This is a genomic window from Chryseobacterium aurantiacum, from assembly GCF_003020585.1.
In the GTDB taxonomy this organism is placed as follows: domain Bacteria; phylum Bacteroidota; class Bacteroidia; order Flavobacteriales; family Weeksellaceae; genus Chryseobacterium; species Chryseobacterium aurantiacum.
In genome coordinates, this window is sequence record NZ_PXUE01000006.1 from 112,808 (window position 1) to 127,007 (window position 14,200).

Consider the following 14,200-nt stretch of genomic DNA (forward strand, 5'->3'; position numbering starts at 1 on the left):
GCAAGCGCATTCATAGCTATTATTTTAAAATAGCTATCAGCTTAGCTATTTCGTTATTTTCAGATTTTTTAAAGTCATTTCCGATAAAGACTTTTATCACTCCAATATTTCCGACGATAGCTTCATTAAATATTTTTAGTTCTTCTGACGGAACCCACAATTCATTATGGTTTCTGGCTCCTACATTTTGGGCAGGATATTGATCTGCCACTTCTTCCAATATATCAAACTGAGTTACAAAGCCAAGAAAATTTCCAAACTCATCTCTGGTATTCCATTTCTCAGCAATCTCAGAAGCATAATTTTCATCAAGAACAGGATAAAAAATAGGCTGCCATTCCAATCTTGGCGGGAAATTTTTAAATCCGTTTTCTATAATCAAAATCATTTCTTTTTCTCCTACCGGCCTGTAAAGTCTTTTTGTCTTCATCCTCTCTATTTTTAAATATCTGCTCCTATTTTATGGGCAAATTCCTTTGATAATGGATATATTTTTTCTATTGGCAACAGCTTCTTTGCTTTATTGTAATCTCCTTGCTTGGTAAAACTTAAGATCTTTTTTACCAAAGGCGTATAATCTTCTATTTTTACAATCCACTCTTCGTTGAACTCTTCTATCAAATAACGACTAATTCCTATCTGAATTGAACGATAATCCAATTTGTTTCCTCTGATATTCCTCTCAGGATCCCATTGCATATACACTTTTGCATTTTCAAATTGCTCCTCCCAAGTTTTAGGATTGGAGTAAACTCTTTTTTCGGGAGAGGTTAAAATAGCCTGATTCAAAGCTTTTTCCCAGGCTTCTCTTTTAATATGTATTGCAAGAATACATTCTTGATTTGATTTTTGCCCGTAGTTACTGCGTTCCATCATCCAAAGAAAAGACGGTTTAATCCAAGTCATTCTGTTAAACGAAAAAGGAGCACAAAATTTCTGATTTTCTACTGCAGATTTTGCAATTTCATTATTGTAAGCCTGATATACAACGATAGTATCTCCGTTATAATCTGCTCTTATTTCAAATTCTTTCATCTTTTATTTTTAAATCATTATTTCAACCTCATTCTATTCCCACATTAAATATAGAATTAATACCTTATCTTACTGGCTTTAAAAGAGCTTTTTAAAATCTTTTGCGTAGGGAGAGTATGATCCGTAAATGGCGTCAAATTTTACTTCCAGCTTATCAATTTTAAATTTTTCATCAATTTGGTCTAAGCAGGTTACAACAAGGTTCTTTTTTGTTGACAAAGTATAAGCTGCATCTAACTTCAAGGCATAATTCAGTAGCTTATAATCTAAATCTCCAAACCTAAGCTCTTTCTGGTATTCATTAAAGGTACAGGTTTCTTCTTCATTGTTTTTTAAAATGATCTCCTTTTCATTGCTCATCCAGCCATTTCCGTGGCGCGTCCCATAGCTTCTTGTCACATAATACATTTCGATCTCATCAATTTTGAGCTGTTTGCAAATCTCATATGCGTTTTTTGAGGTGGTGTGGGCATAGGTTACATTCGGAAAAACACCATGATCCATATCGAGTAAAATTCCTTGGCTCCCTTCAAAAATGAGGTTTTCAAATGATTTCAGATAATTATAATCATCTATTTTCCAATCTATCTTATCAATGGCTTCTAAAAAAGACTTTAGTTCCTTTTCTATCTGATCTTCTTCCATAAGACCATAGTAATAAGCAATTCCTTTTAGCTTTTCTATTAACATTTCTCTTGGTCCTATAAGATCAATGGCAAATAGTTTATAAGGACTTTCGTTTCTCTTCATTGTTGCTCCGACTCCTTTACCACAGGTACCGTGTTCCAGGTTCTTTGAGCTTGTTCTGTTTTGCCAGACATCAAAAGGGGTGGTTACCTTGGCCAATGGATGAATATGAAGTTCTATGTTTCCGTTTTTTTCCTTTAATTCCTCTCTTTCATTCAATAGAAATTCAGGATGAATGGTGCAATTTTCCGCAAAATAAGAGGGTAATCCTCGAAGTGCTCCACTTGCAAAGCTGGAATGAATGTGTTTCAGATCATCAATCATGACCGTATGAGCGGCCTGCTGCCCTCCTGAAAATCTTATTACCACAGAATTTTGATTCTGAGAAGCTAAAAAGTCTGTAGTAATTCCCTTTCCCTCATCTCCGAAGCCTAATCCTATAACTATTTGCGCCTTTTTCATCATCTAAAGCATTTTAACGTTGTCTATTCCTCCTAAATCTGTTGTTCCAAAGGTTTGATCCTTATATTTTTCATAGATAATTTTTTTAATAACATCAGGAATTTCTCTATGATCTTCAATTGATAGGCAGTTTTGTCCCAATAGTTCTCTCCACCCTCTGTTTGCTCTTACCGCCTGATCTGAATGGAGAACATTAATGTGATAAACTTCGTATCTTTTTTTTGCTTCCTCCAGTAATTCATAATGCGTATAGGTTTGTTGCCCTGAACCCATAATTTCCCGAATGGCAGATGCCGAAAGTACTTTAAGACAGGGCTCATCTCCTACTGTGAACAACAATCCTTTTTGTTTTCTTTTTTCAAAGGCATCCGTTCTGGTATGGAAAGCGGCGAAATACCAGGCCAAAAGGTAACTTTCACCAGCATTTCCACCTCCTCCGGATTCAATGTAGGTACGGGTAAGCCACATATCTAATTCTTCATCACCTGATTCAAATTGCCCTACCTGTAATGGATAGCTGTCACATTCATGATCACCAATTCCCAGGAAAAGCAATGCAGGATCCGGAACTCCACCTTGAATAATCCCTCCCATCAGCTTAGGCAAGCCTTCTCTGATCAGCTCATGCGGAATATGCCCCATACTTCCGGTCACATCCAATCCCAAAATAATGGGAACCGTATTCGGATGTACTTCAGAGTCTCTGGATTCCCTGAAAGAAATACCATGAGGAATCATTGTTTTATGCGCTGTTCTTTTGGCATTCTGTGTGAAGATTTCTCCGGCAGATTTTGTTCCATAACCGGCTTTGCTTGCTCTGTCATAACGAGCGTCTATATCGTATCTTGTACTTCCCATAGCTAAAATGTTTTTCCGAATAAATATTCAAATCTCTTTTGGGTAACTTCGAGCTGGATATTTAGATTTCTGATTGTTAATGATAATTCCATGTCTTTCTGAATGAATGCTTCTGGGTTAAAATCCGCAAAAGTCAAACTATTTCTGTCCAAAGGGCTGATATCAATAAGCCCTTCCTGCTCGCGTTCAAGTCTTTTTATTTTCAACTCAATATCTTCAACCTTTCGCCTGTAGATCAATTCTGAATCTTCTCCAATTGTTCTTGCGCGGTCTTCTCTGATCTGGTCATTATTTCTTTGTAATGATTCGATAAATCTTGGTTTTAATTCATCTTCCATATCCAATTGTTTTTTTTGTGTTATTATTACGCTAATTAAAAAAGACATAGCAGTGCACTATTCCCGCATTTATTTCTTTACTTGTTACGGGAATACATTACATCTGTTCTTAAAACATACTTCAAACCACTGATTAATGTTTTTCCTTCGTGCCTTAAGGGGTGGTAAAAGATTAATGCTGTTCCTTTTCTAGGGGCAACGGTAAACAGGTTTTCAAATTCTGTTTCTCCACCCTCAAAATCATCATTCAAATAGATCAAAAATGTGTAAAAGCTTTTTTCTTGATCATTTCTTATATAACTTCCGTCACGATGCATCTTAAATTGCTGTCCTGTAGAATACTTATATACTCTGAACATCTCGTTAAAATTAAGAAGTGTGAAGTCTTCATGATCTTGTGGAAGAAATTCAGCCGCTTTTTTAAAAAGTTCTTCTGCCAGATTATTATCAAAAATCATCAGTCGGTCATTATTCCTGATCCCCTTGCTCATAAGCTGTCTTCCTCCCACATTAATTTTGGCTTCTTCAAAAACCTTTTCTTGTGACAAAACTATATAATCATTGCATTCAGCTTCCGTGAGGAAATCTTCAATTAGAAATATCTGTGGGTGTAATTCTATTTTTTCCATGATTACTATTGGGTGATTGGTTATTGTGTTTTTACCCTCTCAGTTCATCCCTTACTTCCATCAGGGCAAATCCTAAAAGATTTTCTCCGTTCCATAGCAATGGGTTTTCTGCTCTTGAATCCGTTTCCAGCATTCCTATTCCCCAGATTTTATCATAAGGGCTGGCTTCTACAATAATTTTATCGTTGGTAGATAAAAGAAATTCTTTAAATTTTCTGTTTTGAGAGAATTTTAAAAGGTTACCATTTTTTACAATCTCATATTTCTGTTCGTCCCAAATTTTTGGATCAAAGTTCTTTACTTTTCTGCCCAGGCTTTTTACCTGATTGGGTGTAGCCGCTTGCAATATTTCTTCCAGGGTTTCAGTATCATTAAATAATCTTGCTTTTCCGGCCATCATATAATGTTCCGCCGTTTTATAAATGATTCCGTTTTCTTCAAATCTTCCTGAAAACCATTGACTAAAACAGGATTTGGTAATTTCATTCTTAACCGTATGTCCCCAGAAAAACAGAAACTTTATTCTTTCTTTTCTCTGAAATCTGTCTTTAATATTTTGTAGGGTGTAATCCATTATGTGTTATTTTTACACAAATTTAAAGGAATATTAATTTATCCTCCAAATTTATTTGTGTCATTTTTACACTAATAAGTATAACTATTTGACTTTCATATATTAAATTTTCAATAAAAAAATAGAATGATAAAATATTTATACAAAAAATAAGAATTCCATACATTTTGGCCAATGCCTACGGAATGTATATTGAAAAAAAAACGGGCCAAAGCCCGCTTAGATTTATTTCATTTCACAAATCCTGTTTATAAATATTTAGATCATCTTTTAGACAAATCTATTTGATTTCAAAATAGAAACCTTCTTCTTCCAGTTCCTTATATTTCTCCTGATTGAATGTAAAAAGCTTTCCCGGTCTTCCGCTTCCCTCTTTTTTAACATTATTGGTTTCATTAAGCAGTCCATAGCTCATTATTTTTTTACGGAAGTTTCTTCGGTCTATTTCCTGTCCTACAATTGTTTTATAAAGATTTTCAAGATCCGAGAAAGGGAACTCTTCATTGAGAAGGTTAAAGCCGATTGGCTGGTATTGAATTTTAGTACGAAGTCTTTTTAAGGCCATGTCAATAATCGTTTTATGATCAAAGGCAACCGATGGAAGCTTATTGATACTAAACCATTGTGCATCATCTGCATCAGAATCTGCAAACAGTTCGTGGTAAGATGGATTTACAAGCCCCAAATAAGCCACAGAAACCACTCTATTTCGGGGATCACGACCTACGTTCCCAAATGTGTAGAGTTGCTCTAAAAAATCGGGTTTAATGCCGGCCTCTTCATGCAGCTCTCTTTTGACCGCATCATCTAGATTTTCATCATCAAGAACCAATCCTCCGGGAAGGGCCCATCCACCTTTAAAAGGCTCAATATTTCTTTTGATTAAAAGTATTTGCAGGTCTTTCTTATCGAAATAGCCGAAAATAACAGCATCAACAGCCACTTTTATATCTTGTAGTTTTTTAGGAGACTCCATAAATTAATTTGCGTTACGAATACACAAAGCTACGATTTATCACAAGAATAAAAAATATTTTCATCTATAATAAAAGTTCTTACCTTTAAGTTATGATTATAACCAACTTAAAATTAAATATTTATGAAAAATTTATTAGCAATCATCTCGATCGGTTTTTTACTTGCATCATGCGAAAAAGTAAAAACCTCTGCCTCAGAAAGCTCAGATAAAAAAGATTCTATGGCTTCAGCTTCTGAATGGAAGCCTGTAGATTCTGCAACCGCTACAAAAGCATGGATGGAATTTGCAACTCCGGGTGACATGCATAAAATGCTGGCCAAATTTGATGGAAATTGGACCGGCGCTACCAGTATGTGGATGGACGATAGCGGAAAAGCAGTTACCAGTACTTCGGAATGTACTAATAAAATGATTTTTGAAGGCCGTTATCAGGTAAGTAACTACAAAGGAAATTTCATGGGAATGCCATTTGAAGGCATGAGCGTAATGGGATATGATAACGCCAAGAAAAAGTTTGTAAGTACGTGGATAGACAACATGGGAACAGGCTTAATGCGTGCTGAAGGAGACTGGGATCCGGCTAAAAAATCAATTGATTTTAAAGGTAAAATGACAGACCCTAGCCAACCGGGAAAAGAATGTGACGTAAGGGAGGTCTATACTTTTACGGATGACAATAACCATACTTTGGAAATGTATGGGCCTAATCCTAAAACAGGAAAAGAAATGAAAACCATGGAAATAAAATTCACCCGTAAGAATTAAAATAAAAAACCCGCATCCATTGATGCGGGTTTTTTATTTATTTTGTTTCCGATACCAAGGTAGTCGGAGTACTCATATTGTTATTAAAATATCCTACATTGAATTCCTGAGCCACCCAGTTTCCTGTTTTTGAATTAAATACATAAACTTTATGATCATATTTATCTGTAAAAAGGAAATTCCCATTAGAAACCGTGATTTCCGGATTTCCTAAACCTCCATCATTGTAAAAATATCCAAGGCTAAATTCCTGAGTCTTCCATTCCATAGTTTTTGAGTTGAACACTTTTACACTATGCTCATATTTGTCTACGAATGCGAAGTTACTTCCTGAATAAATAACGGTAGGAGCAATATTATTGTTAGGATAACCTATGTTGAATTCTTTTTCTGCCCATCCTCCGCTAATATAATTAAATGTATATACTTTATGATCATGATTATCAATAAACATTACATTACCACTATCTAAGGTTACCACATTAGGACTCAAATAACCATTATTATAATACCAAATATTATAAAGCTGGGAAGACCAATTTCCAGTCTTGGAGTTGAAAACGTTTACTGTTCGTTCATATTTGTCTGTGAATATAATATTACCATTGGAAGCCGTAATGGTAGGAAGTATATTATTGTTACTATATCCTACATTATATAGCTTGGAAGACCAAGTTCCTGTTTTGGAATTAAAAGCATATATCTTGCGGTCAAACTTATCCAGAAAATAATAATTACTACTTTTTCCTTCAACAATATCATCTCCTATTGAAGAATTTGGGGAAGAAACATCAATTTTTTGAGCGACCATAGCATAAGGGACACTCATTAACTGATTTGTACCAACATTGGTATAATTACTGCCTCCTGCAGGATCCATTTCCACTTTGATGAATTTGGAATTTACAGACCAGTTTATTCCTGAAAATACTCCGGAAACAGGTGTTCCCTGTCCGATATTCAGGTTAACTAATCCCTTAGAATTAGTTGTTTTAGAATGCGTCTCAGTATAAAGATTGGTTCCATTCACAGAATTATTTAAAATACTGATTCTCACAGATACATTGCCATTCGCTACGGGTGCTCCACCTGAATTAAAAGCAATAGCTTGATAAGAAAATGCATTAGGAAGCTGTGCGAAAACAACAGCCGTGGAAAGAGCTAGAATAAGAGTGTATAGTTTTTTCATGGTACTGGTTTATTTTTTTATAATTTTTACAGGTTTTAGTTCTAAATCATTGAATGTAAGCATATAAACTCCCTTAGGCAAAAACGAAAGATCAATACGGCTGTTATTAATTTCTTTTTGAGAAACCAATTTTCCTGACATATCATATATCGAAACATCTTTCGGTTTTTTCTTTGAAGAGACTGTAATGGTAATATAATCTGCTGTTGGATTAGGAAAAACATTTATTTTTTCTTGATTAGTAACCACCTCATTAACGCCTAAAACGGTTAATACGGTCTGAGACAGCACTCCCAACGTACCGGAATTCTGTTCATCAGGATTGGTAGGCACTACATAAATTTCTCCAACAGAATGAATAAGATTCTCATGGGATACCCCACCAGAATTGAGCCCTCCCACAAAACTCTGGGAATAAAACCAAGCGGAGCACAAAATTCCGCTAAGCAAATAGATTTTTTTCATGGAAATTAATTTTGCATAAATATAGTATAAAGAAATATCAGAATATAAAAACTTATATTATGTTAACTGGATTGCTATAAAATACCTTTTAAAAGAAAAATAGACTTCAATTATAAAAATAAAAGCACAAAAAAACCGGTAGTTATACCGGTTTTAATATCATTAATGTTTGTCTTAATCATTAAGCTTTAATACAGCCATAAATGCAGATTGTGGTACTTCTACCCTTCCGATCTGCTTCATTTTCTTCTTACCTTCTTTCTGTTTTTCCAATAGCTTACGCTTTCTGGAAATATCTCCTCCGTAACATTTTGCAGTAACATCTTTTCTTAGGGCCTTAATGGTTTCTCTTGCGATAACCTTAGTTCCTAAAGCTGCCTGAACAGCGATATCAAACTGTTGTCTCGGGATTAGTTCACGAAGCTTTTCACACATTCTTTTACCGATATAGTAAGCATTACTGTCGTGAATCAAAGATGAAAGGGCATCTACCATATCACCGTTGATCAGGATGTCCATTTTCACAAGCTTTGAAGCTCTGAATCCGATTGGATGATAATCGAATGATGCATATCCCTTAGAGATTGATTTTAACCTGTCGTAGAAGTCAAAAACAACTTCAGCCAAAGGCATATTAAAAATCAATTCTACTCTTTCTGATGTTAAATAGCTTTGGTTAACAATCTCTCCTCTTTTTTCAATACACAGAGTCATTACAGCTCCCACGAAGTCAGATTTTGTAATGATAGATGCCTTAATGAATGGCTCTTCTACTCTATCCATTGTGGATGGATCCATCATTTCCGATGGGTTATTAATCAAGATAGGAACCTCAGGTTCTTTTTTAGTATATCCAAAATAAGAAACGTTAGGCACCGTCGTGATTACGTTCATATTGAACTCTCTGTCAAGACGTTCCTGAACAATCTCCATGTGAAGCATTCCCAGGAATCCGCAACGGAATCCAAAACCAAGAGCGGCAGAACTTTCCGGTTCGAAAACAAGGGAAGCATCATTCAACCTAAGTTTTTCAAGGGAGAATCTTAGTTCTTCAAAATCTTCAGAATCAATTGGATAAATACCGGCAAATACCATTGGCTTTACTTCTTCAAATCCATCGATTGGGCCAGCAGCAGGTTTGTCAAATGAAGTAATTGTATCTCCTACTTTTACTTCACGGGCATCTTTAATACCGGAAACCAAATATCCTACATCTCCACACTGAACACTTTTCTTTGGAACCTGCTTCAGTTTTAAGGTACCTACTTCATCAGCTCCATATTCTTTACCGGTAGCAAAGAATTTAATTTTTTCATTTTTAGTAATGCTTCCGTTTACTACCTTGAAATAGGCTTCAATTCCTCTAAATGGATTATACACAGAGTCAAAAATCAATGCTTGAAGCGGACCGTCAGGATCTCCTACGGGTGCAGGAATTCTATCTACGATCTGCTCTAATAAATGATGAACTCCCTCTCCTGTCTTTCCTGAAACTCTTAATACATCTTCATATTCGCAGCCAATCAGGTTCATGATCTCATCGGTTACTTCTTCAGGGTTTGCAGATGGAAGGTCAATTTTATTTAAAATCGGAATGATTGTCAAATCATTTTCCAGGGCTAAATATAAATTACTGATCGTTTGTGCCTGAATACTCTGCGCAGCATCTACAATAAGAAGCGCTCCTTCACAGGCAGCAATGGAACGGGAAACTTCATAAGAGAAATCAACGTGTCCCGGTGTATCAATCAGATTTAAGATATATTTTTCGCCTTTATATTCATAATCCATTTGGATTGCATGAGATTTAATCGTAATCCCACGTTCTTTTTCCAAATCCATATCATCAAGCGTCTGAGACTGTAATTCTCTTTGGGTAACGGTATTCGTATACTCCAAAAGACGGTCTGCCAAGGTACTTTTACCGTGGTCGATATGAGCGATTATGCAAAAATTTCGTATGTTTTTCATTTAAGAATCTTGTAATTTGCAAAGATAAAAAAAAGAGAGAGATTATTGTATCTCATTATCTTAATGTATCAATTTATTTAATTTCTATTCAGAAATATCATATTCTCCGGTAAGAGGATCAATATAAATTTCTTTCACCGCATCATTGTTTATCCTTTCTGTTGTTATACTTTGTATTAGTACTCCTGCCAGGCCCATCATCATAAAAGGACTTGCATTTGTTGAAAAAATGTCCGCAGGTTTAGACAATAGATAAAATCCTTTTTTATTTCTGTTCAATTCCAAAAACCTTTCAGATACTTTTTTATAAGCTTTCCCATTTTCTACATATGCAAACATCTTAGAAGCAGAAATCCTCTTTTTTTTCCCGTCTTTCTCTGCTATAGCCCTTACCACCCCTCCACTATGTCCATTCTTTTCCAGAACAAAATCTCCATCTTCTGGAATTTGCTTAAAAAAAGATATATGATCCAGATAAATACCCTCTTTAAGAGTTTCTGTTCTAAAGATTTCGTAGTTATTTTTAATATAACCCTCATAGTCTGAAGCCTCATCAAGGGTTAAAATATCTGCATATGGTTTTTTATTATAGGTCAATAAAAGAAAACCTGAGAAAATATGATGAATATTTTTAACCATAACATCCGAAACATCTTTATTACTGAAAGCAAAAACAGTATCTTTTTTATACAGAAAATGATATTGCTCTCCTTCTTTTGCAAAAGCATGTACTGAGAAATCGATAGTTCCCAGATTTTTTGTATTTCCTGTCTCATTTACAGACAGTTTAAGCGCCTTTAAAACCAAAATCAGTTCTTGTTTTCCCCCTTTATAGTTGCTTTTGCGATACCAATTTCCCAAATCGTCATTGGGTGAATTTTCAAAAACAATCTCTCTTGCTTCTTTATGATCATCAAAAGGAAGGATTCCTATGCTTTTATCTATTCTCTGGTCTATAACGTGTAATGCGCTGTATTCACGGTCTCCGTTATTGGGAATATTACCTTTAAGTTTTATAATCTCTTTCTTTTGAGCAAAAGTGATTATGCTAATGCAAATAAGTACAATTTGAAGGATCTTCTTCATAAAATCAGTTTCCGCAAAAATATAAATTTAATCAAACGGCTCCCACAAAAAAATCTGTGAGAGCCGTCCAACATTAAAAAAATAAACTATTATGGGGTCTGTTTAGGTCCCGTAGCATTATTGTTTCCGTGAGGTTTTCTTTCATTCATTTTATCCCGCATCATACCCTCAGACTGAAACAGCTTCAGAACTTTCTGGCAGGGAATTATCTGTTGCATTTTCTCTGCATATCTCTTTCTGTTATCCAGAAGCTTTTGTCCTATTTCAAAGCTTTGCTGCAATTTTGCCTTTGCTTCATCATCTGATAATGTTTCAGGGTTAAAGCCTGGATCAAACTGACTTTTTATCTGTTTCTGACTGTCCAGATACTCGTTGTAAAGCTGTGTAAATTCTGCTTTATCACCGGCATCAACATTCAAATTATCCATGATCATATTGTTCCTGAATTTCTTCAAGAGTTCCTTTCTTTCTTCAGGAGAAAGATTGTTGATGACTTCCTTTCTTTGTTTAGGATCCATCTTTTTCCAATCATAATCATTGATTTGAGCATTAAAGCCAAAACCATAAATAATAAAAAACGTCAATATTATCTTTTTCATCTTTCTTTATTAGTTATATAAATCCAAATAAACGTCTTGAGTTGAATTACTGGCCAATTCTGCAATTTCGGAATTGGAAAACGAATCCAGATACTCATTCATTCTGTTTTCTTCTTTTTTTACTACAGCTTTCACCGGTTTTTGTGATACTGTTTCTTTTTGATTTCCATTGTTGATGGAAAAATCAATAGTACCTTTCTGATTTACAGATGTTTGATTATTATTTTCAACCGAAGTTAAATCATCTTTCAATGTTTCATATGCAATTTCGCCCTCCGTTTTAGGTTCTGTCTTATTTATAGCATATACTCCTTTTGAATTCAACCCTTTATCTGCAGAATCATTATTGTAATTAAAAACAAATGTTATCCCAAAGATCAAAGCCAATGATGCAGCTACAGCATACATCCAGTTTAACTTAAAGACAGGTGCTTGTTTCTCTGTCTTTATATCATTCAAAATACCTTCCTGAATATTTTCAAACAAATTATCAGGGACTTTGTAAATGTTTTTACGTTCTAATTTTTCTATGTCGAACTCTTTCATCTTTGTTTTATCAAAAATTATCTTTCGTAATTTTTCTTAATATAATCTTCTATTTTCTGCTTAGCATAATGATAATTGGTTTTCAATGTCCCTACAGACATGTCCACAATTTTTGAAATTTCCTCATAAGGCAAATCATCATAATACCGCATCATAAATACCAGTTTCTGCTTTTCGGGCAGGCTTTGTATAGCATTCTGAAGCAAAATTTGTATTTCTTCAGCATCATCATCAGCATTGTCTGCAACAAGATTCTGCATGTGATACTCCGGATCTTCATCCGTTTTCTGCATTTTCTTCATTTTATTAACCTGCTGCAGTGCTTCATTGGTAGCAATTCTGTACAGCCAGGTATACAACTGGCTATCATTCTTGAACTGATGAAAATTCTGATAAGCTTTAATAAAAGTTTCCTGCAAAGTATCCTGGGCAAGATCTCCGTCCACAATAATTCTTCTTATGTGCCAGTACAATCTGCTTTGATAGGCATCCATCAAGGCACGGACACCTCTATCCTGGGTCCGTGGGTTCTGCATCAACGAAATAATTTCCGCGTCCTTAATCTTCATAAGATGCCTTTCATTGTTTTGGATTACAAAAATAACTGAAAGTTAAATTAATTATTCAATTTTCGGTTTAAATATTAAAAATAATATGAGACAGTTACGCAATAAACGTGCCTCTATTTATCTTCATGGCTTCTGTACTCATCTTCCTTTCCCGGCTCAGCTTAAAATCTTATATTTGTTAGATGCAAATTGTAATTATCGGTTCCGGAAATGTTGCCTATCATATGGCAAAAGCTTTCACACTGAAAGGGATTTCGCTGGCCCAGATTTTTGGCAGGAACGAAAAAGAATTAAGTAAGATTTCTGAAGAATTAAGTATTCCGTATTCCACGGAACACTTGGAAGATGCAGATCTTTATATCATCTGTGTAAGTGATAATTCTGTAGAGCAAGTATCAAAAATCATTACAAAAAAAGATTGTTTGGTGGCCCATACTTCAGGTTCACTTCCCAAGGAAACTCTGATTGGTGAATACAGAAAATCAAGTTTTTATCCATTGCAGACTTTTTCTAAATCAAAAGAACTGGAATATGAAAAAATTCCTTTTTTCATTGAAACCGAGAACGAAGCAGATCAGAAAACTCTTGTTGAACTTGCTTCCAGGATTTCAAAAAATGTAATGGAAAGCAATCATGAAAAAAGAAAATACATTCATTTGACAGCCGTTTTTGCCTGCAATTTTGTGAACCATCTTTTTTCAAGAGCGAAAGAAATTTCAGATTCTCAGGAAATTCCGTTTGATTACTTTTTACCTTTGATTGATGAAACGGTTCAGAAGATCCATGAAATAGAGCCCAAAATGGCCCAAACCGGACCCGCAGTGAGAAATGACCTAAGGGTTTTACAGTTACATGAGCAATTAATAAAAAATGAAGAAAGTCTTGATATTTACAGGACGATGAATCAATCTATTCAAAAAATGTATGAGTTATAAAGAGAAATTAAAAGATATTAAGGCATTTGTATTTGATGTAGACGGTGTTTTCACAGACGGAAGTGTTTATCTGATGCCTGGAGGAAATATGTGCAGAGTAATGAATGTTCTGGACGGCTATGCAGTAGTTAAAGCATTAAAAAACAATTATTTGATAGGTGTAATTACTGGTGGAAATGATGAAATGGTAAAACACAGGATCAATTATCTTGGAATTCAGGATTATTACCCAAAATCTCATAATAAGATTGAAGATTTTGAAGATTTTAAAAAGAAGTATAACCTTAAAAATGAGGAGATTCTAACCATGGGAGATGATCTTCCAGATATTCACATCATGGAAAATTCTGCCATTGCAGCGTGCCCGGAAAATGCTGTTCCTGAAGTAAAGGGAGTATCTGATTATATTTCTCCTAAAAAAGGAGGAAGTGGCGCTGTACGTGATGTAATTGAACAAGTAATGAAGGTTCAGGGGAACTGGCATGATGATAACACTCAATCTGTATAATCTTT

At 34.8% G+C, this 14,200-nt stretch carries 18 protein-coding genes; 3 read left to right on the plus strand and 15 right to left on the minus strand.

Features of this window, described 5'->3' with window-relative positions; translation table 11 throughout:
• Window positions 1-19 precede the first annotated feature (19 nt).
• The 8 genes from C7D53_RS17905 to C7D53_RS17940 form a co-directional block, all read right to left on the minus strand.
• Entirely contained in the window at window positions 20-430 is a 411-nt protein-coding gene (locus tag C7D53_RS17905) for an ADP-ribosylation/crystallin J1 (RefSeq protein WP_106917774.1), read from the minus strand.
• 11 nt (window positions 431-441) lie between these two features.
• Window positions 442-1,035: a DUF4291 domain-containing protein gene (locus tag C7D53_RS17910; RefSeq protein WP_106917775.1), complete on the minus strand. Its 594-nt coding sequence runs from the start codon at window positions 1,033-1,035 to the stop codon at window positions 442-444.
• Window positions 1,036-1,113: 78 nt separating this feature from the next.
• A complete protein-coding gene (locus tag C7D53_RS17915) occupies window positions 1,114-2,187 on the minus strand; it encodes an adenylosuccinate synthetase (protein WP_228422424.1) in 1,074 nt (357 codons plus the stop codon).
• Entirely contained in the window at window positions 2,188-3,042 is an 855-nt protein-coding gene (locus tag C7D53_RS17920; RefSeq protein ID WP_106917776.1) for a hypothetical protein, read from the minus strand.
• Between the two features lie 2 nt (window positions 3,043-3,044).
• Entirely contained in the window at window positions 3,045-3,380 is a 336-nt protein-coding gene (locus tag C7D53_RS17925; RefSeq protein WP_106917777.1) for a hypothetical protein, read from the minus strand.
• A 77-nt stretch (window positions 3,381-3,457) separates the two neighbouring features.
• Complete coding sequence (locus C7D53_RS17930) at window positions 3,458-4,009, minus strand: 2OG-Fe(II) oxygenase (protein WP_106917778.1); 552 nt, start codon at window positions 4,007-4,009, stop codon at window positions 3,458-3,460.
• 31 nt (window positions 4,010-4,040) lie between these two features.
• Window positions 4,041-4,583: an NADAR family protein gene (locus C7D53_RS17935; RefSeq protein ID WP_106917779.1), complete on the minus strand. Its 543-nt coding sequence runs from the start codon at window positions 4,581-4,583 to the stop codon at window positions 4,041-4,043.
• Window positions 4,584-4,863: 280 nt separating this feature from the next.
• Window positions 4,864-5,559 (minus strand): NUDIX hydrolase, encoded by a 696-nt coding sequence (locus C7D53_RS17940; RefSeq protein ID WP_106917780.1) that lies wholly within the window; start codon window positions 5,557-5,559, stop codon window positions 4,864-4,866.
• A 123-nt stretch (window positions 5,560-5,682) separates the two neighbouring features.
• Between C7D53_RS17940 and C7D53_RS17945 the strand changes: the two genes are divergently transcribed.
• Window positions 5,683-6,327, plus strand: a complete 645-nt coding sequence (locus C7D53_RS17945) for a DUF1579 domain-containing protein (protein WP_106917781.1) — start codon at window positions 5,683-5,685, stop codon at window positions 6,325-6,327.
• A gap of 37 nt (window positions 6,328-6,364) precedes the next feature.
• On the opposite strand, the gene C7D53_RS17950 is transcribed toward C7D53_RS17945, so the two are convergent.
• From C7D53_RS17950 to C7D53_RS17980, 7 genes are all read right to left on the minus strand, one after another.
• Window positions 6,365-7,516: an NHL repeat-containing protein gene (locus tag C7D53_RS17950; RefSeq protein WP_106917782.1), complete on the minus strand. Its 1,152-nt coding sequence runs from the start codon at window positions 7,514-7,516 to the stop codon at window positions 6,365-6,367.
• 9 nt (window positions 7,517-7,525) lie between these two features.
• Window positions 7,526-7,981 (minus strand): T9SS type A sorting domain-containing protein, encoded by a 456-nt coding sequence (locus C7D53_RS17955; RefSeq protein ID WP_106917783.1) that lies wholly within the window; start codon window positions 7,979-7,981, stop codon window positions 7,526-7,528.
• A 174-nt stretch (window positions 7,982-8,155) separates the two neighbouring features.
• Entirely contained in the window at window positions 8,156-9,952 is a 1,797-nt protein-coding gene (gene lepA, locus C7D53_RS17960; protein ID WP_076352866.1) for a translation elongation factor 4, read from the minus strand.
• Between the two features lie 84 nt (window positions 9,953-10,036).
• Complete coding sequence (locus C7D53_RS17965; RefSeq protein WP_106917784.1) at window positions 10,037-11,038, minus strand: hypothetical protein; 1,002 nt, start codon at window positions 11,036-11,038, stop codon at window positions 10,037-10,039.
• 89 nt (window positions 11,039-11,127) lie between these two features.
• Window positions 11,128-11,637: a hypothetical protein gene (locus C7D53_RS17970; RefSeq protein WP_106917785.1), complete on the minus strand. Its 510-nt coding sequence runs from the start codon at window positions 11,635-11,637 to the stop codon at window positions 11,128-11,130.
• A 9-nt stretch (window positions 11,638-11,646) separates the two neighbouring features.
• Complete coding sequence (locus tag C7D53_RS17975; RefSeq protein ID WP_106917786.1) at window positions 11,647-12,183, minus strand: hypothetical protein; 537 nt, start codon at window positions 12,181-12,183, stop codon at window positions 11,647-11,649.
• Window positions 12,184-12,200: 17 nt separating this feature from the next.
• Window positions 12,201-12,752, minus strand: a complete 552-nt coding sequence (locus C7D53_RS17980; RefSeq protein WP_106917787.1) for an RNA polymerase sigma factor — start codon at window positions 12,750-12,752, stop codon at window positions 12,201-12,203.
• 182 nt (window positions 12,753-12,934) lie between these two features.
• On the opposite strand from C7D53_RS17980, the gene C7D53_RS17985 reads away from it, so the two are divergent.
• Both C7D53_RS17985 and C7D53_RS17990 read left to right on the plus strand, forming a co-directional pair.
• Window positions 12,935-13,687: a Rossmann-like and DUF2520 domain-containing protein gene (locus tag C7D53_RS17985; protein WP_106917788.1), complete on the plus strand. Its 753-nt coding sequence runs from the start codon at window positions 12,935-12,937 to the stop codon at window positions 13,685-13,687.
• Window positions 13,677-14,195, plus strand: coding sequence for a KdsC family phosphatase (locus tag C7D53_RS17990; RefSeq protein WP_106917789.1), 519 nt, complete (start codon window positions 13,677-13,679; stop codon window positions 14,193-14,195). Before C7D53_RS17985 ends, C7D53_RS17990 begins: the two co-directional genes overlap by 11 nt.
• Window positions 14,196-14,200: the final 5 nt, after the last annotated feature.